24 protein-coding genes are annotated in these 24,903 nt (G+C 29.5%); 13 read left to right on the top strand and 11 right to left on the bottom strand.

From position 1 onward, the window contains the following. Nucleotides 1–20: 20 nt before the first annotated feature. The 6 genes from G8C41_RS01965 to G8C41_RS01940 form a co-directional block, all read right to left on the bottom strand. The gene (locus G8C41_RS01965; RefSeq protein WP_166005944.1) at nt 21–596 is read right to left on the bottom strand and encodes a CDP-alcohol phosphatidyltransferase family protein; all 576 of its coding nucleotides are present in this window, start codon (nt 594–596) and stop codon (nt 21–23) included. Between the two features lie 50 nt (nt 597–646). Beyond that, on the bottom strand, nt 647–1,528 hold the full coding sequence (locus tag G8C41_RS01960) for a DMT family transporter (RefSeq protein WP_166005943.1): 882 nt from the start codon (nt 1,526–1,528) through the stop codon (nt 647–649). 307 nt (nt 1,529–1,835) lie between these two features. After that, the gene (locus G8C41_RS01955; protein ID WP_160557166.1) at nt 1,836–2,129 is read right to left on the bottom strand and encodes a Dabb family protein; all 294 of its coding nucleotides are present in this window, start codon (nt 2,127–2,129) and stop codon (nt 1,836–1,838) included. Between the two features lie 51 nt (nt 2,130–2,180). After that, entirely contained in the window at nt 2,181–2,669 is a 489-nt protein-coding gene (locus tag G8C41_RS01950; RefSeq protein ID WP_160557165.1) for a GNAT family N-acetyltransferase, read from the bottom strand. 55 nt (nt 2,670–2,724) lie between these two features. Next, entirely contained in the window at nt 2,725–4,260 is a 1,536-nt protein-coding gene (locus G8C41_RS01945) for a YifB family Mg chelatase-like AAA ATPase (RefSeq protein WP_160541957.1), read from the bottom strand. 142 nt (nt 4,261–4,402) lie between these two features. After that, nucleotides 4,403–4,804 (bottom strand): hypothetical protein, encoded by a 402-nt coding sequence (locus G8C41_RS01940; protein ID WP_166005942.1) that lies wholly within the window; start codon nt 4,802–4,804, stop codon nt 4,403–4,405. 177 nt (nt 4,805–4,981) lie between these two features. Here G8C41_RS01940 and typA point away from each other — a divergent pair, with 177 nt between their 5' ends. Next, complete coding sequence (gene typA / locus G8C41_RS01935) at nt 4,982–6,736, top strand: translational GTPase TypA (RefSeq protein ID WP_160557163.1); 1,755 nt, start codon at nt 4,982–4,984, stop codon at nt 6,734–6,736. Nucleotides 6,737–6,815: 79 nt separating this feature from the next. On the opposite strand, the gene trxA is transcribed toward typA, so the two are convergent. Next, a complete protein-coding gene (gene trxA, locus G8C41_RS01930) occupies nt 6,816–7,136 on the bottom strand; it encodes a thioredoxin (protein WP_105298011.1) in 321 nt (106 codons plus the stop codon). Between the two features lie 496 nt (nt 7,137–7,632). Between trxA and lipB the strand changes: the two genes are divergently transcribed. The 6 genes from lipB to G8C41_RS01900 all read left to right on the top strand — a co-directional run bounded on the left by lipB (nt 7,633) and on the right by G8C41_RS01900 (nt 14,818). Then, nucleotides 7,633–8,346 carry a lipoyl(octanoyl) transferase LipB gene (gene lipB / locus G8C41_RS01925; RefSeq protein WP_160564151.1) on the top strand — a complete coding sequence of 238 codons (714 nt, stop codon included), beginning with the start codon at nt 7,633–7,635 and terminating at the stop codon, nt 8,344–8,346. 388 nt (nt 8,347–8,734) lie between these two features. Continuing rightward, entirely contained in the window at nt 8,735–10,684 is a 1,950-nt protein-coding gene (locus G8C41_RS01920; RefSeq protein ID WP_166004323.1) for a DUF349 domain-containing protein, read from the top strand. Nucleotides 10,685–10,712: 28 nt separating this feature from the next. Then, on the top strand, nt 10,713–11,765 hold the full coding sequence (gene ribD, locus G8C41_RS01915; RefSeq protein ID WP_255466976.1) for a bifunctional diaminohydroxyphosphoribosylaminopyrimidine deaminase/5-amino-6-(5-phosphoribosylamino)uracil reductase RibD: 1,053 nt from the start codon (nt 10,713–10,715) through the stop codon (nt 11,763–11,765). 33 nt (nt 11,766–11,798) lie between these two features. After that, nucleotides 11,799–12,419, top strand: coding sequence for an IMPACT family protein (locus G8C41_RS01910; protein WP_166005941.1), 621 nt, complete (start codon nt 11,799–11,801; stop codon nt 12,417–12,419). A gap of 519 nt (nt 12,420–12,938) precedes the next feature. Next, a complete protein-coding gene (gene dnaA, locus G8C41_RS01905) occupies nt 12,939–14,369 on the top strand; it encodes a chromosomal replication initiator protein DnaA (protein ID WP_105298016.1) in 1,431 nt (476 codons plus the stop codon). Continuing rightward, entirely contained in the window at nt 14,366–14,818 is a 453-nt protein-coding gene (locus G8C41_RS01900; RefSeq protein ID WP_255448927.1) for a low molecular weight protein-tyrosine-phosphatase, read from the top strand. The genes dnaA and G8C41_RS01900 overlap by 4 nt, the downstream gene beginning before the upstream one ends. A gap of 12 nt (nt 14,819–14,830) precedes the next feature. On the opposite strand, the gene G8C41_RS01895 is transcribed toward G8C41_RS01900, so the two are convergent. Beyond that, on the bottom strand, nt 14,831–15,700 hold the full coding sequence (locus tag G8C41_RS01895; RefSeq protein ID WP_166005940.1) for a NifU family protein: 870 nt from the start codon (nt 15,698–15,700) through the stop codon (nt 14,831–14,833). A gap of 77 nt (nt 15,701–15,777) precedes the next feature. On the opposite strand from G8C41_RS01895, the gene G8C41_RS01890 reads away from it, so the two are divergent. After that, the gene (locus G8C41_RS01890) at nt 15,778–16,320 is read left to right on the top strand and encodes a gamma carbonic anhydrase family protein (RefSeq protein ID WP_166005939.1); all 543 of its coding nucleotides are present in this window, start codon (nt 15,778–15,780) and stop codon (nt 16,318–16,320) included. Nucleotides 16,321–16,399: 79 nt separating this feature from the next. Next, complete coding sequence (crcB, locus tag G8C41_RS01885; protein ID WP_166005938.1) at nt 16,400–16,774, top strand: fluoride efflux transporter CrcB; 375 nt, start codon at nt 16,400–16,402, stop codon at nt 16,772–16,774. 159 nt (nt 16,775–16,933) lie between these two features. On the opposite strand, the gene G8C41_RS01880 is transcribed toward crcB, so the two are convergent. Further along, a complete protein-coding gene (locus G8C41_RS01880; RefSeq protein WP_160564159.1) occupies nt 16,934–18,493 on the bottom strand; it encodes an Rne/Rng family ribonuclease in 1,560 nt (519 codons plus the stop codon). 263 nt (nt 18,494–18,756) lie between these two features. Beyond that, nucleotides 18,757–19,050 (bottom strand): HU family DNA-binding protein, encoded by a 294-nt coding sequence (locus G8C41_RS01875; RefSeq protein WP_105298021.1) that lies wholly within the window; start codon nt 19,048–19,050, stop codon nt 18,757–18,759. 95 nt (nt 19,051–19,145) lie between these two features. Here G8C41_RS01875 and mutY point away from each other — a divergent pair, with 95 nt between their 5' ends. The 4 genes from mutY to G8C41_RS01855 all read left to right on the top strand — a co-directional run bounded on the left by mutY (nt 19,146) and on the right by G8C41_RS01855 (nt 22,827). Beyond that, nucleotides 19,146–20,138, top strand: coding sequence for an A/G-specific adenine glycosylase (mutY, locus tag G8C41_RS01870; protein WP_160557155.1), 993 nt, complete (start codon nt 19,146–19,148; stop codon nt 20,136–20,138). A 47-nt stretch (nt 20,139–20,185) separates the two neighbouring features. After that, nucleotides 20,186–20,566, top strand: a complete 381-nt coding sequence (locus G8C41_RS01865) for a single-stranded DNA-binding protein (protein ID WP_105298023.1) — start codon at nt 20,186–20,188, stop codon at nt 20,564–20,566. A gap of 332 nt (nt 20,567–20,898) precedes the next feature. Next, the gene (gene gldD / locus G8C41_RS01860) at nt 20,899–21,480 is read left to right on the top strand and encodes a gliding motility lipoprotein GldD (RefSeq protein WP_166005937.1); all 582 of its coding nucleotides are present in this window, start codon (nt 20,899–20,901) and stop codon (nt 21,478–21,480) included. A 21-nt stretch (nt 21,481–21,501) separates the two neighbouring features. After that, nucleotides 21,502–22,827, top strand: coding sequence for a hemolysin family protein (locus G8C41_RS01855; RefSeq protein WP_160564163.1), 1,326 nt, complete (start codon nt 21,502–21,504; stop codon nt 22,825–22,827). Nucleotides 22,828–23,130: 303 nt separating this feature from the next. On the opposite strand, the gene G8C41_RS01850 is transcribed toward G8C41_RS01855, so the two are convergent. Continuing rightward, nucleotides 23,131–24,762, bottom strand: a complete 1,632-nt coding sequence (locus tag G8C41_RS01850; protein ID WP_166005936.1) for a M1 family metallopeptidase — start codon at nt 24,760–24,762, stop codon at nt 23,131–23,133. Nucleotides 24,763–24,903: the final 141 nt, after the last annotated feature.

Raw genomic sequence — 24,903 nt, 5'->3', positions numbered from 1 at the left:
TGAACCCAATGTACTCTTCTTTAAATAATTTTTTTTCTAATTAAATAAGCATGAAAAAAACTCGGTATATCATGCATCCAATGAGGTAATAGTATAAGTATAAGTAAAACATCAACATAGGAAATATATCCCACAATTATAGTCAGATATAAAAAGAATCCACCGTAATTAAAACCCAGTATTGATATAAGTGCTAAAAATAACGTTATTCCCCAAAATTTTGAAGAATACGCATGGGTACTTGCTTCTTTTCTGAATCGCAAGAAACTAATTAGCGCACTTATTCCTTCTAATATTACTAAACCTACAATAAATATCAAATTGGCTTCTATGATCCCGGGTCGAACTATTCCTGTTGAAGTTGCAAGAGACAGCCAAAATATAATATCTATAAAACTATCCATTCTTCTTAAATTTTCAGTTGCTACCTGATACTTTCTTGCAATAATTCCATCCAATATATCGGAAGTCAACCCCAGGCATAGTATTAAAACAAGCATAGGAACACATCTTTCTCCATAGTGATAAGATAAAATAATGCTTAGGGGAGCTAGTAAGAGTCTGAATATCATAAGAATTTTAGGGACAGTACGCATATGTCTAATATTAATCTTATGTAAACTCAAAAATAATGCAAATGCTAACTTTATTGATTTTGGATCTTTTTATTTTTAGATTTTAAATAACCGTTAAAACAGATGGCAGCAATCATGACAGCTGTTGAAATATAAAATACTGGACTCATTTTTTCCGAATCTTTCCAAATTAAAAAGGCTATTAAAATAGCATATACAGGCTCTAAGTTTATGGAAAGCATAAGTGTAAAAGGCGTAATGTGTTTCATCAGCTTCATGGTCATAACTAAAGGAAAACTGGTTAAAAGTCCGCCCAACACTAAAAGCCATAGGATATCCCAAGCTTTTATGGTAGCTATGGCTTCCCAATCATTGAACAAAAACATAAAAACCGTCAAGGTTACAAAAGCTCCTGCCATTTCAAAGAAAGTTATTATTTCGGGACTTTCTTTTGAATGCATTATTCCGTTTACTACTGAAAACAAGGCCGACAAGAATGCACATCCGATACCGAGTAGTATACCTTTCCAATAACTCATTTCTGTATTAAAGATAAAAAGTATACAAATTATAATAACTAAGCTTAAAATTATTTCAGAAATTTTGATTTTTCGTTTGAAAAAAAAGGGCTCTAAAAAAGCCACAAATAAAGTACCTGTTGATAGGGTTGAAGTGGCAATAGAAATGTTGGATATTTTAATGGATCCATAAAACAATGACCAATGAGTACCTACAATTACTCCACACCCCAAAAGTTGGAACATCAGCTTTTTGGAAATTTTAAAATTTTTTCCTTTTGAAAAATATAAATAACAAAATAAAATAAAAGCTGCAACCAAGGTCCTACCCCATACCAGAGGTATAGCATTAAGAGAGATAAGCTTACCTATTACACCGGTAAATCCCCAAATAAATACGATAATATGCAATTGAACTATTGCCGGTAATTTCATGAATAATTAATTTGTTAAATAGTGGATGCAAATTTAATCATCTTTGTTTAAATTCTAAAAAAAAGAGTCATTTAATAAATAATTTGTAATTTTTATATATAAATATTCTAAAAAATTACATTATTCGCATTTCACCATCCATCATTTTACCCATAAATTGATCGTATTAGGGGAAAGAATAATCGGATATTTTATTTAGTTGTTGAAGTTAAATTGGCATTAAAATTTATATTATCCATAAAGCAAGAATAAAAAAAGGATATATAGTGTAAGTAAACATCCTTTATACTAAACGATTACTATTTAATTATATTTCGTAATCGATAGCTACTCTTTGTTCAACCACTGTTTTTATAAACTCCACCACTTTAAGATGTTCCGGATGATTTGCATATAGAGTTAAATCTTCAAAATTTTTAAATCGGGAATCTAACAGTATATCAAAATTTGACTGTGGAGCAATCTCCATATTGGTATTTACTTGGATATATTGTAACTCCTTAATTCGATCTTTTAAGGCTTCTAAATCATTTTTTATTTTTAAAGCATTATTTTTTTTATCGCTTTCTTTAAGCTTCCACATTACAATATGATGTATCATTTTTATTATTTTTTAAATTATTTTGAATTTTTAATATAGATTTTAATTTATTCAATCCAATAGTAATTGCCAAAATTCAACATCTATCAATTGATTAAATTTTTTTCCTGATTCTTTAAAATTTCCTATCAGATTAAATCCTGTTTTCCGATGCAATTTTCTACTGGGCTCATTCGGTAAAGATATTACTCCTATAATGGAATGTATATCTATCTTTTTTGATTCTTCAATCAGGGCTGTAAGCAATTCATTACCTATTCCTTGATGGGTTTGATTATAATCCAGGTAAATACTGTTTTCTAATGTTATATCATAAGCCGAACGTTCTCGCCAAGTATTCAAATATGCATATCCTAGTATGATTCCTTCTTTTTCATATACTATATAAGGATAACCTTTTGCCGATATTTTTTGAATTCTGTTTTCTATCTCCCGAGCACTAACTTTTTTTTCTTCAAAGGTAATGACCGTATTTTCTATATAATAATTATAAATTTCAGCTATTCTTAATGCATCGGATAGTTGAACATTTCTTATCATAATTTATTATTATTTTCTTTGTTCAAATTAATAATAATTTTTCAAAAAATTACATTTATTTACACCATCCTTCCCGATCAAGACTACGATATTGTATAGCTTCTCCAATATGGTGAGCTTGGATAACTTCAGATTTATCTAAATCTGCTATCGTTCTGCCCACTCTTAAGATTCGATCATAGGCTCGGGCAGATAAACCCAATTTTTCAATGGCAGACTTTAGTAAATTTTTAGAGATGTCATCCAACAAACAAAATTCATCTAATTGTTTAGGACCTATTTGAGCATTATAATGGATTCCTTCCGCTGTTTTATATCTTTGAGTTTGAATTTTCCTTGCTTCTACCACTCTTGCCCTTATTTCTGAACTTGACTCTCCTTTCCTTTTATCCGATAAATCATCAAAAGGAACGGGTGAAACTTCCACATGAATATCGATTCGATCGAGTAACGGCCCGGATATTTTATTCATATATCTTTGCATTTCTTGTATAGTGCTCGTATTTTTAGGATCATTTGGAAAATATCCGGAAGGAGAAGGATTCATGGAAGCAATCAACATAAAACTGGCCGGATAGGTGATCGTAAATTTTGCTCTTGAGATAGTTACAATCCTGTCTTCTAAAGGTTGTCTCATGACTTCCAATACTTGCCGATTAAATTCAGGCAGTTCATCCAGAAAAAGTACGCCGTTATGAGAAAGAGAAATTTCTCCGGGTTGCGGATAGCTTCCTCCTCCAACTAAAGCTACTCCCGATATGGTATGGTGAGGATTGCGGTAAGGCCTTACTGTCATTAAAGAAGATTCTGATCCTAATTTTCCGGCAACGGAATGTATTTTGGTTGTCTCTAGTGCTTCCGATAAGGTCAATGGAGGTAAGATGGAAGGAATTCTTTTTGCCAACATGGTTTTTCCACTTCCCGGCGGACCGATTAAAAGTACATTGTGACCTCCGGCAGCAGCAATTTCCAAAGCTCTTTTTACATTTTCCTGACCTTTGACTTCTGAAAAATCAAATTGAAATTTATTATTATTCTCAAAAAACTCTTCTCTTGTATTTACTATGGTTGGATTTAATTGAATGTTTTTATCAAAAAAATTAATGACTTCTTTAATATTATCAACTCCATAAACTTCGAGATCATTGACTATAGCGGCTTCTTTAGCGTTTTGTTTAGGAAGAAAAAAGCCTTTAAAACCATCTTCTCTTGCTTGTATTGCAATAGGTAAAACCCCTTTTATGGGTTGTAAAGAACCATCTAAAGATAATTCGCCCATAATTAAATATTGATCGAGATGATCTCCTTTTATTTGCTCGGATGCCGCCAATATTCCCATAGCAATAGTTAAATCATAAGCTGATCCTTCTTTCCTTAGATCTGCAGGTGCCATGTTTACTGTGATTTTTTTACCCGGCATTTTATATCCACAGTTTTTTAAGGCTGCCGAAATTCGATGTGCGCTTTCTTTTATTGCCATATCCGGCATACCTACTAACTGATACCCTACTCCTTTATCTACATTTACTTCAACGGTTATTAATTGAGCATTGACTCCATAGACAGAACTTCCATATGTTTTAATTAGCATAAAAAATAGTTTTATCCGTATAAAGATAAAACTATTTTAGTTTATTTTAGATAATGTATAATAATGAATATCTGTTTTATACTTAAAATAATACTTACATTATTTTTTAATACGTTTAAAGACGATAAAAAAATAGAAGGTATTATTTAGATGCGGCATCGACTAATTGCATATACCAATTTCTAAGAATTTTTTGTTGTTCGGTATCTAATTTTTTTAAAACCCTTTTGTAATTTTCATCTATATCATTGGCTTTAAGTTGCAATTCTAAAATTTTACTATCATTACCTGCTTGGGTAGCTTCTGCTATTTGCTCAAAATATAATTTAGTTTTCTGAACAAAGTTGTCCACCTCTTTATTTTCAAATTTCGGTACTTTTTTAATTGGAGATAAACTTATCGTATCTAATGACGTAGATTGTACCACCGGAGTACTATTTTTAGATTGGGTCGTATTTGGGGCCTTCTCAGATTTTTTAGAATTGATACATGAACTTATGCTTAAAGCAATACCTAAAAAAAATACGATATAAGATATTTTCATTTTCTTATTTTTAAATACTAATCAAAAGTACAATTAAATTATTCATTTTAATAGTGTTTTTAAGTTTCTATTAATAAAGCCTTAAATTATGAATAATAGTATGCTTTTATTTACTAACACAAAACCATATATTTAGCAATAATATCTTACATTTGCACCTGAATTTTAATATCATATATGCAATCAATTAGAAATATAGCAATTATTGCTCATGTCGATCATGGAAAAACAACATTAGTAGATAAAATTATTCAGTCTTGTAATGTTGTTGAAAAAAATGACGGGGATTTGATTCTGGATAATAATGATCTGGAACGTGAACGAGGAATAACCATTTTATCCAAGAATGTATCGGTTAACTATAAAGGTGTCAAAATTAATATCATTGACACTCCCGGACACGCGGATTTTGGTGGAGAGGTTGAACGTGTTCTTAAAATGGCTGACGGTGTATTATTGCTTGTGGATGCGTTTGAGGGACCAATGCCTCAAACTCGCTTTGTTCTTAGTAAAGCGATTGAATTGGGATTGAAGCCCATCGTAGTAATCAATAAAGTTGATAAAGAAAACTGCCAACCGGAACATGTACATGATCAGGTATTTGAATTGATGTTTAATTTAGACGCTACTGAAGAACAATTGGATTTTGAAACGGTATACGGTTCTTCTAAACAAGGTTGGATGTCCGGAGATTATAAACAACCTACTGATAACATTACATATTTATTAGATAAAATTATTGAATTAATACCGGAAGCACCTTATGTAGAAGGAACGCCTCAAATGCAAATTACCTCTCTTGATTTCTCAAGTTTTGTTGGAAAAATTGCCATAGGTCGTGTGTATCGTGGAGATTTAATTTCCGGAAAAGATTATACTCTTTGCCAGGAAGACGGTAAAAATAAAAAAATACGCATAAAAGAATTACAAGTTTTTGAAGGTTTAGGAAGAAAACCTGTTGAATCTGTTAGAAGCGGTGATTTATGTGCTGTAATCGGTATCGATGATTTTGAAATCGGTGATACCATTGCTGACTTGAACGAACCGGAAGCTTTGCCTCGTATTGCGGTTGATGAGCCTACGATGAGTATGTTGTTTACTATCAATACTTCACCGTTTTTCGGTAAAGAAGGAAAATACGTTACATCAAGACACCTTAGAGATCGATTAATGAAGGAAACTGAAATCAACTTAGCCCTTCGTGTGGAAGAAACTGATTCCGAAGATAAGTTCAATGTTTTTGGTAGAGGTATTCTTCACTTATCTGTCCTTATCGAAACTATGAGACGTGAAGGATATGAATTGCAAGTTGGTAGACCAAAAGTAACTATTAAAGAGATTGACGGTGTTAAGCATGAGCCCTATGAGCATTTAGTAATTGATGTTCCCGATGCTGTATCCGGCAAAGCTATAGAATTGGTTACTCAAAGAAAAGGAGAATTAAAAGTGATGGAACCTAAAGGTGATTTACAACATTTAGAATTTGATATTTCTTCTCGAGGTCTTATCGGATTACGTAACCTTCTTCTAACAGCAACTTCCGGAGAAGCTATTATTAATCATCGTTTTAAAGATTTTGAACCTGTAAAAGACATTATTCCACAAAGACAAAACGGATCTATGATTTCATCTGAAACGGGACAGGCTTTGGCTTATGCAATCGACCGACTTCAGGATAGAGGTAAATTTTTTGTTGAACCGGGAGATCAAATATATAAAGGTCAAGTAGTCGGAGAACATAGCCGTGATAATGATTTGGAAGTTAATCTTATTAAAGGTAAAAAGTTAACTAACGTGAGAGCTTCCGGATCTGACCAAGCTGCTAAAATTTTCCCTAAAGTTGAATTTTCATTAGAAGAAGCTATGGAATATATTAAAGATGATGAATATCTTGAAATAACTCCTAAGAGCTTACGTATGCGTAAAATTTAATATACTTTTAAATAGCATTTATATAAATAAAAATATCCTGAATATTTCAGGATATTTTTATTTTCATCATTTAATTGGATTAATCCAATAATGCATTCATTTTTTCTGCTAGCTTTTCTTTTGGCTGAACCCCTACTACTTTGTCAACAACTTGTCCGTTTTTAAAGAATAAAAGTGTAGGAATATTTCTGATTCCATATTCTACTGAAACTTCTTGATTGGCATCAATATCAATTTTAGCAACTTTTACTTTTCCTTTAAATTCTTCAGACAATTCATCAACTATAGGTTTTAAACTTCTGCATGGTCCACACCATTCAGCCCAAAAATCAACCAAAACCGGTTCTTTCGAACTTAATACCTCATCTTTGAATGTTTGATCACTAATTTCTAAACTCATATTTGTATTATTTATATCTATATCTTCACTAATTTTTAAAGCAAAATTAATTTAAAAATTTCATTTTGCACTAGTAAAGAAATTGCATTTTTAATGATTTATGTGAATAAAAAATTAATATATATTAATTCTTGAAAATAAAATGAGCGCAAATTATTTTTTTACCTCAAACTTTAGCCTTAACATTATAGTAACAAGTTTAAACGTTTTATTAACAATTTTTACTTAAATCTATTAAATAATTTTGTATTTAAGAAAAATGATGTATATTTGCATCAATAATTAGTTGTTCTTTAATAAAGTTTTTTAGTGTTAATGAACCCTTTCATAGTTTCTATTGAAAGGGTTTTACATATAATAATGTTACATTAATGTTAAAATTTTTTTTTCTTATACCAATCCCCTGCTATATTTTAACAAGTTATTAATCTTAATATTTCATTTATAACATATATAAATATTATCTTTTTTATATTTATACAATTATTTTAGCTTAATGAATAAAATCCAAAATAAAAAAGTAATATATAAAGATTTACTTCATGCTGATTATCTTAAAACTTGGAAGTTGCAAGAAAAATTACTCCAATATATTGTTTCAATCAAATTAAAAAACAAAAAATCAATAACTAACGAAATAAATCTTACTCCCAATTATTTTTTATTTGTTTCTCATCCGCATATATTTACCTTAGGTAAAAATGGTAATTTAGACCATCTTCTTATCAGCAATATCAAACTTCAAGAAATTAATGCTCAGTTCATTAAAACCAATCGAGGCGGAGATATTACGTATCATGGTCCCGGACAAATTGTTGGATATCCTATATTTGATCTTGATAATTTTTTCAATGACATCCATAAATACATGCGCTTGTTGGAAGAAGTAATTATAAAAACCATAAATTTTTATGGAATTAAAGGAGAAAGATCTAACGGGGAAACAGGCGTATGGATTGATGTAAATAAACCTATGGCCAGAAAAATATGTGCTATTGGCGTAAAGGCCTCTCAATGGGTCACTATGCACGGTTTTGCCCTTAATCTATCCCCCAACCTTTCCTATTTTGACTATATCGTTCCTTGCGGTATACAAAACAAATATGTTACTTCTTTAGAAAAAGAATTAGGTATATCCGTAAACCCGGATGAGGTGAAAAAAGTTATTAAAAAATACTTTTCCGAAATATTTGATCTTGAATGGATTTAATATTTATATTCTATAATTTTTAATTATAATTACTATTTCATCTTCCATAAATTAAATTCTTCACCAATTTAATTCTTCATCTTAAAATTCGATATAGTAAAAAAAGATAAAAATTTTTATTATTAATTTTTACATTGTGCTTTATATCTTTAAGAATTTGTTAATATAATTTTTAGATTTTAAATATTTAAAAACTAAAAAAATTTAATTTCTACTTTATTTAACACTTTTTGTGATTTATTTAACTCTAATATTTTTTTTTGATTTATTTATTTAACAACATAAAAATCATGTTTTTTTGAATATTTAATCCATTTACATTTTATTATCACTTATATAGCACATTTGCAATATTTTTTATATTTTTGTTTGGAAAAATATCAAAAATATGGGTACTGAATCGGATAACCTGCATAATGCAGAAGGAAATGAAAAAAAGGTTGAATCAACTCAAAATTTAGAATCAACATATAATAAAAATTCTTCTAAGGAAGATTCTATTGATGAGCTAAATTCTGAAAACAACAAGGAGGATCAATCCGTTGAAGAAACAACCATTCCTGAAAAAGATTATGAATCTTTTTCATTAGAAAAACTCATTGATGAGCTTAAATATCTTCACAATCATTATCCAGTTCAATTAATTGGAGAAAATATTAATTCCATAAGGGATATATTTTTAAAAAAATTTGATGAACATGAAACGGAACGAAAACAAAAGTTCCTTAATGAAGGTGGAGACGAGCTAAGTTATCAACCCGATCAATTCTTAAAAAACAAATTCAATTCAGCCTACCACGACTATAAAACAAAACTAAACTCATATTATAAAGAACAAGAACAAAACGAGCAAAATAATCTCAATAAAAGACTTCAGATAATTGAAGAATTAAAAGAGCTGTATACAACCCCTATGGAATCGATCAGTTCTTTTTTTAAAAAATTCAGAGATATAAAAGAAAGATGGCATAATGCAGGTAAAATTCCTAAATCAAGAGCCGGTGATGTTTTCAGAACCTATTTTCATCATTTAGATAATACACATGAATTCATCAAATTAAATAAGGAACTTGAAGAATTGGACTATGCTCATAATTTGGAACAAAGAAGGGCTATTATTAGCAGAGCCGAAGAATTGACAACTGAGCCTAGTGTGCAAAAAGCATTAAATGAACTGCAATATTTGCACAAGCTATGGAAAGAACAAGCAGAACCTGTGGCGGAAGAGTTTAGAGAAAGTACTTGGCAAGAATTTAAAGCTATAACCCAAAAAATTCACGAACGCAAATCTGAATTATTTGAAAAAATTAAAGAAGAACAACAAGCGAATTTGGAGAAAAAACAAGCCATTATTTCTCAACTTGAAACTATAGCATCCGCTGAAAATCCCGATCATTCCTTCTGGCAAAATAATGTTAAGAAAATAGAAAATTTAAGAGAAGCTTTCTTTACTACAGGAAGAATTCCTAAAGAAACCAGTAGTGACACTTGGAGTAAATTTAAAAGTTTGCTTCATGAAATCAACAATAAGAAAAATACATTTTATAAAGATTTAAAAAAGATCCAACAAGAAAATCTTAAAAAGAAAAACGACTTATTGGAAATCGCTAAAGCAAATAAAGACAGCGAAGATTGGGAAGTTGCTTTAAATCTTTATAAAAAGATTCAGAATGAATGGAAAAATATTGGTCATGTTCCAAGAAAATATTCTGATAAACTTTGGGATGAATTTAGAGAAAATTGCAATTATTTCTTTAACCGATATAAATTAAGAAATAATAAAGTTAATGAAGAATGGATCGAAAATTTAAAAAGAAAGCAAAGTCTTTTGGAAGAAATATCCTCCATTTCTGCTACTGATAAAGAAGATGCCCTTGCTAAAATCAATGATTACAGCATTCAATGGAATTCTATAGGAAAAGTTCCCAGAGAGAATATGAACATCAATAAAGAATTTAATTCAGCTATTAAAAATCTTATTAAAAAATTCGATATTGATAAAAACATCATTGATGAAATTCAATTAAATATTAAAGTAGAAAATTATAAGCAATCTAAAGATGATAAAAAGCTGGATGAAGATCTACGAAAAATGAGAAAGCAAATCCAAGATTTGGGACATGAAATTGTTCAATTGGAGAATAATTTATCATACTTTTCAAATGCCAATCAAGACAATCCTCTATTACAGAATACATTAAACAATATTGAATCTAAAAAAACTAAATTGGATGAATTAAAACAAACTTATTCAAAACTGGTTAATTTAAATTTGTCTGAAAGCGATTCAAATTATGAAGATGGTGAAGATATTTCTGAAGAAACTGAGGAAGAATAATCTATTTCACCGCTTATAAAAAGTATTTATGGGTAATACTGTCGATGAAATCTACATGCGGCGTTGTATAGATCTTGCTCAAAATGGTTTGGGAACCACTTATCCTAATCCTTTAGTAGGTTCTGTTATAGTTTACAACAATACAATAATTGGAGAAGGCTGGCATAGAAAATCCGGTGAAGCTCATGCTGAAATTAATGCCATTTCTTCGGTTAAAGATCAAAGTTTACTTAAAGAAAGTACCATTTATGTTTCCTTAGAGCCTTGCGCTCATTACGGAAAAACTCCTCCTTGCGCTTTAAAAATAAAGGATTTAATGTTTAAAAAAGTGGTGATCGGTACTCAGGATCCAACGAGTAAAGTTAACGGTAAAGGAATTGAAATAATTCGCAATTCAGGTATAGAAGTAGTTACCGGTGTTATGGAAAAAGAATGTAAAAGATTAAATAAAAGATTTTTTACTTATCATTTGAAAAAACGACCGTATATTATTTTAAAATGGGCAGAAACTTTAAATAAGAAAATAGATAACGGCAGAGATAGAAACCATCCGTTCTGGATCAGCAATCCGTTTTCAATACAAAAAACACATGTGTTAAGAAATGAAGAACAATCTATATTAGTCGGAAAAAATACTGCTTTAATAGACAATCCTAGTTTAACTACCCGATCTGTTTATGGTAATAACCCAATAAGATTACTCATCGATAAAAATTTAGAAATTCCCCTCAGTCATTCTATTTTCGATGACCAAGCTGAGACTTTTATCTTTACGGAAAAAAAATCTCAATCAACTACTCATTTAAACTATTTTCAATTAGATTTTGACAAGGATTTAGTTCCCCAAATTATAAATGTTTTATACGACAAAAATATTCAATCGGTAATCATCGAAGGCGGTAAACAAACCTTACAACATTTTATTGATAAAGGAATGTGGGATGAAGCAATGATCATCACGTCTCCAAATATATTAAAAAATGGTACCAATGCCCCTATTCTTTTCGGAGATATTAGTTATCAAGAATTAGTGGGAGACAACCTTATTTCATATCTTAAGAATCCATCAACGTTATATTAATCAATTATTTACAAATCATTATCTTAAATTTACATGGATGATAAATTTATTTATAAAACTGTTGATACTGATATAACGGATGCTCTTTTAAAAATTAAAGGAAGTAAATTTTACGGGCTAATATTTAATGTCAATAATGAACAAGAAGTAAAAGATTATCTAAAATTTAGTGAAACACTATATCCCAATGCAACGCATTATTGTTATGCTTTTCGAATGGGCATTTCGGGAGAGCTATACAGAGCCAATGATGATGGAGAACCTTCGGGTACTGCCGGATTACCAATCTATAATCAATTGCTTTCTTCAGGACTAACCAATGTACTTTTAATTATAGTACGATATTTTGGAGGAACTAAACTTGGGGTTGGGGGATTGATAAAAGCTTATAAAGAAAGTGCTCAATATACTATTGAATGCGCAAAAATCATTTCTAAGGAATTAAGTGAGAACTATGAGCTCTTATTTGATTATGCGTATCAATCTTCTGTTATGACTCTTTTAAAAAAATTATCGATTGAAATAGTATCAAGCACTTTTTCCGATAAATGTTATCTTGTAGTTGAAGTTCCCATGAAAAATAAAGAATTATTTTTTGAAAAATTCGATTCTTATTTGGCTCAAAATTTTATTGCCATAAAAAAAATTTTATAGCTCACTTATCGTACTGAGCAACAAATTTTCTACCGATTTATTAATCCAAAATAACACTAATTTTCCTTCTTTAAAAGCCATAAAAAATCATCTTGTTTTTTTGATTTCAAAGACCAAAAATATACCTATTTCTTTAGAAAAATGATGGATATTAAAATAAATAATTTGTTCAACAACATTTCAATTCTATTTTTGCCTATTTGATGAATAAATTGTTTTTCACAACTATTGGCTCATATTCTGCAATCCCTTTATTGGCCTTATATAGATCGAATTTATACAATCCAAATTATTATTAATAATCAATATTTTTAAACAGTTGTTTTTTATCCAATTTATCCTATCTTATTCTTATTTTTACGCTTTATTTCATCCAAGATAGAATATATATTTACTTACTAATAAATTTCTAAAAATACAACAGGTAATCCTCTTTTTTTTTCTAAAATAAATTAACAATTTTGTGATCTAAAAGGTGGGTAAAATTTTATCCTTTATTTTTTATACAAATTTAAAAAAATGTTAAATTCTGCGATTTCAATATGGGAAGCCTGTCTACAATATATCAAAGATAATATCTCTGAGAAATCCTATTTTACATGGTTCCAACCTATCAAGGCCGTAAAGCTTCAAGATAAAATATTAACCATACAGGTACCCAGTAAGTTTTACTATGAATATCTTGAAGAAAATTACATAAAGATAATAAAAAGTGCCTTAACCAAAAATTTGGGAAAAGATGCCAAATTGGTTTATTCCATTATGATGGAAAAAAACCAACAATCTGAAAATTCCTATACCGTTAACATTCCAAGTTCCCAAAAAGCACAAATAAAGGTTCAGGAAGTGGAAGCTCCCCTATTTATTGAAAGAGGAGTTAAAAATCCATTTATTATTCCCGGATTACAAAAATTAAAGATTGATAGTCAACTCAATACAAATTATACATTTGATAATTTTATTGAAGGAGATTCTAATCGTCTTGCCCGTTCTGCGGGAAAACAAATTGCTAAAAGACCCGGCGGTACTTCTTTTAATCCTTTATTTATTTATAGTAGTGTAGGTTTAGGAAAAACCCATTTGGCTCATGCTATCGGCTTAGAAGTTAAAAGAATTCAATCTGAAAAAACCGTCTTGTATGTTTCCATGGAAAAATTTTGTCAACAATTCCAGGAAGCTACTAAATCAAACAATAGAAATGATTTTATTCATTTTTATCAAATGATTGATGTGTTGATCGTCGATGATATTCATTTCATATCGGGTAAAAAAGGTACACAAGAAGTATTTTTCCATATTTTTAATCATTTACATCAAAACGGAAAACAGATTATATTAACCTCGGATAAATCGCCGGTAGACATTCAAGATGTTGAGCAACGATTAATCTCTCGATTCAAATGGGGACTTTCAACTGAAATACAATCCCCTGATTATACTACGAGGTTAGCAATTCTCCAACAAAAAATGGAATTTGATGGTATTGCGCTTTCTGATGAAGTTTTAGGATATATTGCTAAAAATATAAAAACCAATATTAGAGAACTGGAAGGATCTCTAAATTCCATAATTGCTCAGGCAACTTTCAATAAAAAGGAAATAACCTTAGATCTTGTTGAAAAAACACTATCAAATCTTATTACTAATTCAAAAAAAGATATTACCATAGATTATATTCAAAACTTGGTTTGCGATTATTTTAAAGTATCAATTGATGCTTTACAATCAAAAACCAGAAAAAGAGATATTGTTCAGGCGAGACAATTAGCTATGTATTTCGCTAAAAAATATACCAATGCCTCTCTTTCTTCTATTGGTATTCAAATTGGTAAAAGAGATCACGCAACTGTATTACATGCTTGTAAAACGGTTGACAACTTATTTGAAACAGATAAGTTATTCAAATCTTATGTTGACGATTTAAATAAAAAATTGACTTCTGATATATGAAAATATTAATGGTTTGTTTAGGTAATGTTTGTCGTTCCCCTATGGCAGAAGGAATTTTACGTTCAAAACTTCCTGATAGTTTTACTGTAGATAGTGCCGGGATAACCGATTATCATGTAAATGAAAAACCTGATAAACGTGCAATTCAGGTTTGTAAAAAAAACAATATTGATATTTCTCAGCTAAGAGGCAGAAAATTTATTACTTCTGATTTCGACGAGTTTGATGCCATATATGTTATGGATCATGCCAACTACAGTGATATAATCTTCAAAGCAAAAAAAGAAGCAGATAAGAAAAAGGTTAAGCTAATTATGTCTGAATCTCCTACTGCTGTTAAACAAAGTGTTCCAGACCCTTATTACGGTGATATAGAAGATTTTGAAAATGTTTTCAACCTATTGAATGAAGCTTGTACTTGTATTGCTGAAAAACTTTCAAAGGATTAATGGATAAGTTACTTACCCATTAATCGCTTCTACTGCTTCAATTTCATTAGGTAACATTTGTTTTAAAAGTTCCTCAATTCCATTTTTTAAAGTAAATGTTGAGGATGGACAACCATTGCATGCGCCTTGTAAAAGCATTTTAGCTACCTTCGTTTCTTCATCGAAAGAAATAAGTTCTATATTACCTCCATCTCCGGCAATTGCAGGTAACACATATTCATCCAAAATATTTTTAATTTTAATTTCAATTTCTGAAAATTCTCTTTCCGTATGATCTGTAGTTTTATAGGTGGAAAAATTTTTTATATTGCTGATCTCTTTTTCTTCTCTTAAATATTCAGAAATAGTATACCTTAGTTCCATAGAGATATCTTCCCATTGATAATCATCTGCTTTAGTTATGGACACGAAATTATCCGATATAAACACTTCTTTTACATAAGGAAAATTAAATAAATATTGTGCTAAAGGGACTTCTTTAGCTTCGCTCTCATTTTTTAATTCAATTATTCCTTCAACTAAAATTTTGTTGGTAACAAATTTCATTACAGAGGCATTAGGCGTCATTTCTACATACACAGATATGGGAGTATTTCGCGGCTGTAAAACAACTGAAGGATTCGCCAGTAATTCGTCTTCAATTAGTTCTTTTACTTCATCTAAGACCATATCCCATTCTACCATATCATTTTTTTGAACAGCAATAAAATTTGCTGTAATAAAAATATGAGTAACAAATGGCAATTGAAGTAATTCTTGTGCTATAGGAATATCAACTGCTTTTTTTATATCCGATATTTCATAACTGCCTTCTACTAATGTTGAGGGGGCAACGAATTTAATTATATTTTTATTGGGAGTTTTTTCAATTTTTAATTTCATGTCATTTAGTTTAATTCTTCAAAATTACATAACTTGCTAGTATCTATAAACAGATTCTTATAATATTATTTAAAAATATGGCGCTACTTAAAAAAGTATTAGATAAATTTCCCTCAATTGAAAATGATTGTTATTTATCAGAAACATGCGTAATCATCGGAAATGTGACTATAGGAAGCCAAAGTTCTGTTTGGTTTAATGCTGTAATCCGTGGTGATGTTAATTTTATAAAAATTGGCAGCAGAGTTAATATTCAAGACAATGCAGTCATTCATTGTACCTATATGAAACATCCTACCCTTATTGGAAATAACGTATCTATAGGTCATAATGCAATTGTCCATGGATGTTCCATTCACGATGATGTTCTGGTTGGTATGGGAGCTATAGTCATGGATGAGGTAACCGTAGAAAGTAATGCAATTATTGCTGCCGGAGCTGTAGTCACTCAAGGTACGTTTATATCACGTGGTGAAATTTGGGCAGGAATTCCGGCAAAAAAAATAGGTATGGTTTCAGAAGATTTAATGAAAAATAAAATACACCAGACGGCTTCCAATTATATTAAATACAGCAAATGGTATAGTAATGAAGAAGATGATGATGACAACGGCATTTAAGGATTCGATGCAAGAAATTTATTAACTTGATTACACTTTTTGTTAATAGTAAAGATTTAGATAAAGATAATTTTATTTTATGATTTATAATATATTTTTAGTTGGATTAGGTGGATCTTTAGGTTCAATCATTCGTTATCTATTATCTCTTTATATCCAAAAATATTATGGAGGAATATTTCCTTTAGCTACCTTTCTTATAAATTGTAGCGGATGTATTGTCATCGGATTATTTTTGGGTTTATCTGAACGATTTAATTTTATAAACAATGAAATAAAATTACTATTAATAACCGGTTTTTGTGGTGGATATACTACTTTTTCAACTTTTTCAGCTGAAAATTTGCAATTATATCAAAATCATCAATTCTTCACTTTAGCTTTATATATAGGTATCAGCATCTTTGTAGGAATTTTGGGTGTTTGGATAGGAAATTTTATTTCTAAAATTTGAATACCATTAAATTTTAGAATAAAAGTCGAACTATGATTATTGTTTCTAAGAATGTTAAGAAATCGGATCTTTAAGCTCAGATCTACTATTCAATTAAATTTCTCTCCTCAAAAAGAAGGATAGGAAGAGTGTGTAATGAAAGAAAAAAAAGCATAGAGTTTAATTTGAAAATTTATAAATGACTTCCTTCTCTTCGTTTTGTATTTGAAATTCAAGATATTTAAAGCTGTCTCTAGGAATTACCCTAATCCATCGTTTGTAATTTAGAAACCATTCATTACGTATGCTTTTAATGCCTTTAGTTAGATATGCCGCAACAAATGGATGTGTATGCAAATACAATTTGCCTTTATTAGAAACTATGGCATTTAAAATTTGTTGTTGAATTTTATCAACTAATACAATAGGAGATTCTACTTTTCCATTAATATTAGGATTTTCCTCTGTTGTATTCAACTGTTTTTGAGGGCGTACTCTTTGTCTGGTGATTTGAACTATTCCAAATTTACTTGGAGGTAAGATTTTATGTTTTGCTTTATCATCTTTCATTACCTTTTTTAGATACTCATAAAGATCTTTTTTGTGCTGAGATGAAGTTAGATCAATAAAATCTATAACGATGATTCCTCCGATATCCCGTAAACGCAATTGACGAGCAATTTCTGCTGCAGCTAATTTGTTGATATGTAAGGCTGCATCTTCTTGAGATTTTTGATTGGCTGTAACGTTCCCTGAATTAACATCTATAACATGCATGGCTTCAGTATGTTCAATTATCAAATACGCGCCTTTCGATTGATAAATATTAACATGCTTACCAAACAATTGTTTTATTTGCTTATCTATATTGTAATATTCAAAGATGGGAATATGGGAATCGTAATATTTAACTAACTTAGATTTTTCGGGAGCAATAATATTGAGGTATTCTTTCATCTCTCCGGCCAATTCCTCATTATCACAAACGATACTAACAAAATCTTCATTTAAATTATCCCTAAGAATTGATGAAGCTTTATCTAACTCTCCCAAAATTTTGGCAGGTGCTTTGCTTTTTTTTATATTACGAAAGCACACATTGTTCCATTTATTTAAAAGATTAGTTAATTCCGATTGTAATTCTTGAGCGGATTTACCTTCTGCTACCGTTCTAATAATAAGTCCGAAACCATTAGGGCGTATTTGTTCTCCGATTTGTTTCAACCTGTCTTTTTCTTCAGCAGTAGAGACATTTCTTGAAACTGATGTCTTGGATGCAAAAGGAATCAATACAAGATACCTTCCAGCTAAAGAAATTTCGGAAGATAATCGAGGACCTTTGGTTGAAATAGGCTCTTTGGTAATTTGTACGAGTATATCCTGATTAGGAGTTAGAACATCTTGTATAACTCCATCCTTGTTTATATCTTCTTCAAAAGGGAACGAAGTTAATTTGGGTGAATTTATTTTACCGGAAGATACTCCTTTACAGTATTTTAATGAAGATTTAATTTGTGGACCTAAATCAAGATAATGTAAAAAAGCATCTTTTTCGTATCCGATGTTTACGAAACAAGCATTAAGACTTGGGGCAAGTTTTTTTACTTTGCCCATAATAATATCTCCAACCGTAAAATTATTTCCTATTTCTTCTTCATGAAGTTCTTGAATCCTTCCTCCTTCTAATATTATAATTCTAACCTTTGAATGTTCGTATGATACTATTAATTCTTTACTCATCTTTTACATTAATTATCCACCCTTATACACATTCATTTTTGAACAAAAACATTCTTTACCTATTGTTTTTGAGTTTAAACTTTGGTAAAGAATGTACAAATATCTTAAGTAAAAAAACCTTAGTTTTATGTTAGAAGAAAATTATTTATTTTTCTTTTTATGACGGTTTAATCTTCTTCTTTTTTTACGTTTATGGGTCGCTACCTTATGACGTTTTCTTTTTTTTCCGCTTGGCATAGTGTTCTTTTATTTATTAATTATTACTAATTTTTGACTTTAACATTTGTTTTTACGTCTTCAACAAAAGACTTAGCTGGTTTAAAAGCAGGTACATTGTGAGCCGGAATCTTAATAGTTGTATTTTTAGAAATGTTTCTTCCTGTTTTAGCTGCTCTTTTTTTAATTAAAAAAGTTCCAAAACCTCTTAAATAAACATTATCACCCTTAGCCATAGCAGTTTTAATCTCATCCATAAAAACTTCCACGACTTTTTGAGTTTCAACTTTTTCAAGACCCAGTTTACTTGAAATCGAATTTACGATATCTGCTTTTGTCATACTTTTAATATTATATTATTATACTTCTAATTAAATTTTGAGTTTGCAAATATAATATTATTTTTGGAAAGTAAAACTTATAAACATTTAAAAGTGTGAATTTTATTAGTCTTTTACAGAAATGGTATAAAATTAATAAACGCTTACTGCCATGGAGGGAAACTCTTTCTCCTTATAACATTTGGATTTCGGAAATTATTTTTCAGCAAACTCGTATTAATCAAGGATATGAATATTATTTAAATTTTATTCAACGGTTTCCTAATGTTAAAGTTCTGGCAAATGCCTCCGAAGATGAAGTATTAAATTCCTGGCAGGGATTGGGGTATTATTCTAGAGCGCACAATTTACACTTTACCGCAAAATACATTGTAAATGAATTAAATGGTATTTTCCCTAATTCTTATCATGAAATAATTAAACTTAAAGGAATCGGAAAATATACAGCAGCTGCCATAGCTTCAATATCTTTTAATGAAAAAGTACCCGCGCTGGACGGTAATGCATTTCGGGTATATTCCAGAGTTTTTGGCTCAGAAAAAGATATAAGTAAAAGTAGCACTTTTACCTACTTTTTTGATTTAATTAAACCTTTAATGCCAGAAAATCCGGGAGATTTCAATCAAGCGATCATGGACTTCGGTTCGATGGTCTGCACACCGTTACATCCAAAATGCGATCAATGTATTATTCAGGAGGAATGTTTGGCCTATACTAATAATTTACAAAACGTTCTTCCTATTAAATCTTCCTCGGTTAAAATTAAAGAAGAAAGTATACATTATGCTTATCTTTTTTGTAAAGACTTAACATTAATAAAAAAAAGAAATAACAATTCGATTTGGAAAGGGTTATATGAATTCCCCTTATTTGACCAAAATTTTAAAAATTACCAAATTATCCATAACCATCAGATCAAACATAAGCTTAGTCATAGATTGTTAACTATTACCATTTCAGAAATTGAAATTGATGAAAATGATTTTTATCAAGTCGCCCATAAAATAAATGCTATAATTTTGAATAAAAACAACTTAAAAAGCTACGCTTTTCCAAAACCCATGGAAAATTTTTTATTTTATAATTAAATTTTTTATTATTTTTGCTCATCAATGCGATCAATTTATATATAAAAATGAGTACATCTATTAATAAAGTAATTTTAGTTGGGAATTTAGGTACTGACGTAAAATCTTATAGGTTTAGTGATGGAAATATTGTTGTTAACTTTCCGGTTGCCACATCTGAAAGTTATATGAATAAAGAAACCGGAGAAAAAGTAGATGTAACTGATTGGCATAATATAACTGCAAGAAATAAACTGGCAGAACTTTGTGAAAAATTTTTGAAAAAAGGAAGTAAAGTTTACATTGAAGGAAAACTTAAAACCCGTAAATTTGATGATAACGGTATTACTAAACATATTACCGAAGTTATTGCAGATAATATTTTATTTTTATCCAACTTATTGGGTAAACAACCTGAAAATGAAGACATAATTCAGCATGATTTTTAAACTTCAAAAATACTTATAATAAAATTTCAATTTATATGGACGAGCCCGGGCCCACGAGTATTTCATTAATTTATATCCTCTTATTTTATATTTTTTTCTTCTCCTGTTGTTTTAAGAGAAAAACTTTCTTTAAGTTATTTAGTAAAATTCTACAGGTATGTGCATTGACTGCTTTTGCATATACTTTATCCCCTCAAAAATATTTTTATTACAAGATAAAATATTTATATAAAAAGTTTCTATTTATTGGTAATAGATGGGATAATATACGTATTGTATCTAAAAATTCGTTATATATATTATTTAATTAAATACTAAATTTATTTATTTAGATGAATAAATCATTAAAAAAATTATATATTTTATATTTTATTATTCTATTTTCTTTTTTATTACTTAGTTGTAAGAAAGAAGAATATTTACCTAAGCCAATCGGCCAGGTAAGATTAGAATACCCTGCACCCAATTACATACTTTTTAAAAAAGAAAAATGTCCTTTTGAATTTCAGTATTCGAACCTCACTAAAGTAGAGGATAAACACAAAAATTGTTGGTACAATTTTAGTTATCCATTCATGAAAGCAACTCTATATTTAACTTATTCTGAGGTAAACGGAAATTTAAATTCGCTATTAAAAGAAGCTCAGAGACTTGTATATGAACATACCATAAAAGCCAATTCTATAAAAACCAAATCATTTTCTTATCCGGAAAAAAAGGTATTTGGGAATCTTTATCGATTGGGAGGCGAATCTGCTTCAAATATTCAATTTTATGTAACAGACAGTATTAAACATTTCCTTTCAGGAAATTTATATTTTAAAGTTCAGCCTCGGCCTGATTCTTTACAACCTGCTGTTGAATATATTGAAAAAGATATTATTAAAATGATTGAAACAACTACCTGGGAATAAACTTAATTTTTTTATATTAAAATGTTAGAAATAGGAATTCTTTTATTATTAACTCTTTTAAATGCCTTTTTCGCTATATCTGAGATTGCCTTAGTATCTGTAAAGAGGCAAAAAATTGAAAACAAAGTTAAAAAAGGAAATAAAAAGGCTCAAATAGTACTCAATCTTTTAGAAAAACCGGAAGATTTTTTATCTTCTATTCAAGTGGGTATAACTTTGATCGGTATTGTATCGGGTGCTTATGGAGGCGCTACCTTAGTAAAATACGTTACTCCATTTTTTGAGCATTTCTCATTGACAGCAACCCATGCTAATGAACTGTCTTATATGGTAATTATAGCATTGATTACTTATGTGTCCATAGTTTTGGGAGAGTTAATTCCTAAGACTTTCGGCATGAGAAATCCTGAAAAAATAGCTTTGACTGTTGCTCCAATTATCAAAGTTTTTTCAATGGCTTTGTATCCGTTTGTTAAAATCCTTTCATTTTCAACCCATATATTTAACAAGATATTTAAAATTTCAAATGTGGAAGGTGAAAAAATTTCTGAGGACGAACTAATTTATATGCTTAAGACAGCAAGTTTACAAGGGGTTTTAGAAAAAGAGGAAAGTGAATTGCATCAGAATGTTTTTGCTTTTTCAGAACAAAAAGCAAAAAGTTTAATGACATACCGCAAAAGAGTTGAATGGATTAATCTAAAAGATAGTTTCGAAGAAATTGAAAAGCAAATTAAAGACAGCAATTTTACCAAATTTCCAGTTTGTGACGGTAATTTAGATGAAGCTAATGCCTATTTGGCAATAAAAGAATTTTATGAAAATATAAATACACCAAATTTTGATATCAAATCCATTTTAAAAACTCCGATCTTCATTCATGAAAATATGCATTCTGTTGATATTTTACAGGAATTCCGTAAAAATAAACAGCATATGGGTTTTGTTGTAGATGAATATGGTACTTTTCAAGGTATTATCACTTTGCAAGACCTTATTGAAGGTATTGTAGGTGACATGCCTGAGAGCGATGAAGAGGAGACAGAAATTGTGCAACGTGAAGATGGTTCATATTTAGTTAACGGTAATATAGGAATTAGAGATTTAAATTCTTTTTTTGATGATACCATTATAGAATTAGACGATGATGAATATGTTACATTAGCCGGATTTATTATTTATCACATGGAGTATATTCCTGAAGTTGCCGAAAAATTCAATTATAACGGATTTTCATTTGAAATTGTAGATAAAGATGCAAATAGAATAGATAAAGTATTAATGGAAAAACTTAATTCTACGGAGGAAAACGAGGAGAGTTCCGCTGAAGATGAAATTACTGATTAATACTATTTTTTATGATTTACTTTATTTATAGTTTGCTCTTTATTGGATTTATTATTATTTCATTTATGCTTTATCGGTTTTTACTAAAAACTACCGATATAATGAAGTATATGTTTTTCATTATTTTATACATAGTCGGTATATTACTATTTTTTCAGGCAGCAGAAATGATTATTATCTATTGGTATGATCCCATACCTTCTAAGTATTTAAATTTTATGTTCTTAACCTATCTTTTTGCTACAATTATAGGATTTATAAGTATTTCAATTATTACCATTAAAAAGTTAAAAAAGAAATAAGTTATTCATTTGATTTATAGACTTTAACATAAAAATTTTCATCAACATAAAATTTATTGGTTAAATTCTTAGGTTTGACGGATTTCCAATTTTCTGTAGGTTTAATTTCACCTATAGACGTGTTTATTTCCATTGAAAAGCCTTTAACAACGTTTGACCATTTATAAAATAAGGTATTATCTTTTATATAATAATTTAATACGGGTATATCTACAGTTCTTAAATATTGGTCAAAAATTTTAGAAAAATTAATTCCTGATTTTTCTGATATGTAATTTTCTATTTGGCTCGAAGTAACAGTTTGATGATAAAAATTTTGGTTTAAACCTCTGAGTATATTTCTGAATAGTTCATCATTTCCGATAATTTGTCTTATGGTATGTATCATATTGGCTCCTTTATCATACATATCTGTACTTCCTTTTTTATTTTTAGAATACGTTCCTATAATGGGAATATCATTTTTAATATTCTTTCTTTGTCCTATTATATACCTATTTGCTTTTTCCTTTCCATAAAAATATTCAACAAATAACGTTTCCGAATAGGTAGTGAATGCTTCATGTATCCACATGTCTGCAATATCCGCATTAGAAATATTGTTGCCAAACCATTCGTGTCCGGATTCGTGAACTATAATAAAATCCCATTCTAATCCTATACCCGTGCCGCTTCTGTCTTGACCTAAATAGCCATTTTTATAATTATTGCCATAAGCAATTGCACTTTGATGTTCCATGCCCAAATAAGGCGCTTCAACAATCTTATAACCATCCTCATAAAAAGGATACGGACCGAACCAATATTCAAATGCTTCAAGCATCTTTTTTACTTGTGAAAACTGGAATTTTGCTTTATTTAAATTTTCAGGCATAACCCAATAACTTAATTCTAAATTTCCTTTTTCTCCCTTATATTCATTTTTAAAATTTACGTAATCTCCTATATAGGGAATTATATTGTATGAATTTATGGGATTAATCACCTGCCATTTAAAATAATTTTTTTGTGATTCATTCCAGTTATCTTTAAGTTTCCCATTGCCTATACCTTTTAAATGGTTATTGGTAACAATAGTTAAGGTCATTCCTTCATCCGGCTCATCTCCCAAATAGCCCTTGCATGGAAACCACACACTAGCTCCAATGCCTTCACAAGCAACGGTCATCCAATCTTTACCATTTCTATCTTTAGAAAATATCCAACCTCCATCCCAGGGAGCATTTTCTGCAACTTTAGGCTTTCCGCTAAAATAAATAATAAGTTCCTGATCGACATTTTCTTTTTCTGCATCGCTACTTAAGTCTAAATAGTAATAATTTCCTTTTTTTATATAGGGTACACGGTTATTTTTTACAGTCAAAATACTATCAATATTCATTGGATTTTGAAGGTCTATTTGAATTATTTCAGATCCTTTATTTTGGAATTTAATTTTGTTTGAACCTTTTAGAAATTTTGCTTTAAAGTCCGGTTCAATGATTAGGTCATAATGTTTTACATCCCAATGATCTATATACTTATTTTTATTACTTTCTATCGAATCTTTAAATATAAATAAGGCTCTTTCTTGAGCAACAAAAATTAGAGGGAAGAATAAAAATATAACGTATTGAAATTTAAGAGATTTCATAAAGAATACTTTAACGATGGATCTATTTGCTAAACTAATTATATAAAAGAACGTATAGGATGTAAGTATCTTGTACTTTGCTTTAATTATTGTAAAAATAATTTTAGAACAATGGAAAGCTTATAATACCTATTGGTTTAA

Origin of the sequence: Apibacter sp. B3706, assembly GCF_011082725.1 — a bacterium.
GTDB lineage: Bacteria > Bacteroidota > Bacteroidia > Flavobacteriales > Weeksellaceae > Apibacter.
Note: the sequence above shows the minus strand (reverse complement) of the source record. Positions and strands in the feature narration are given on the sequence as shown.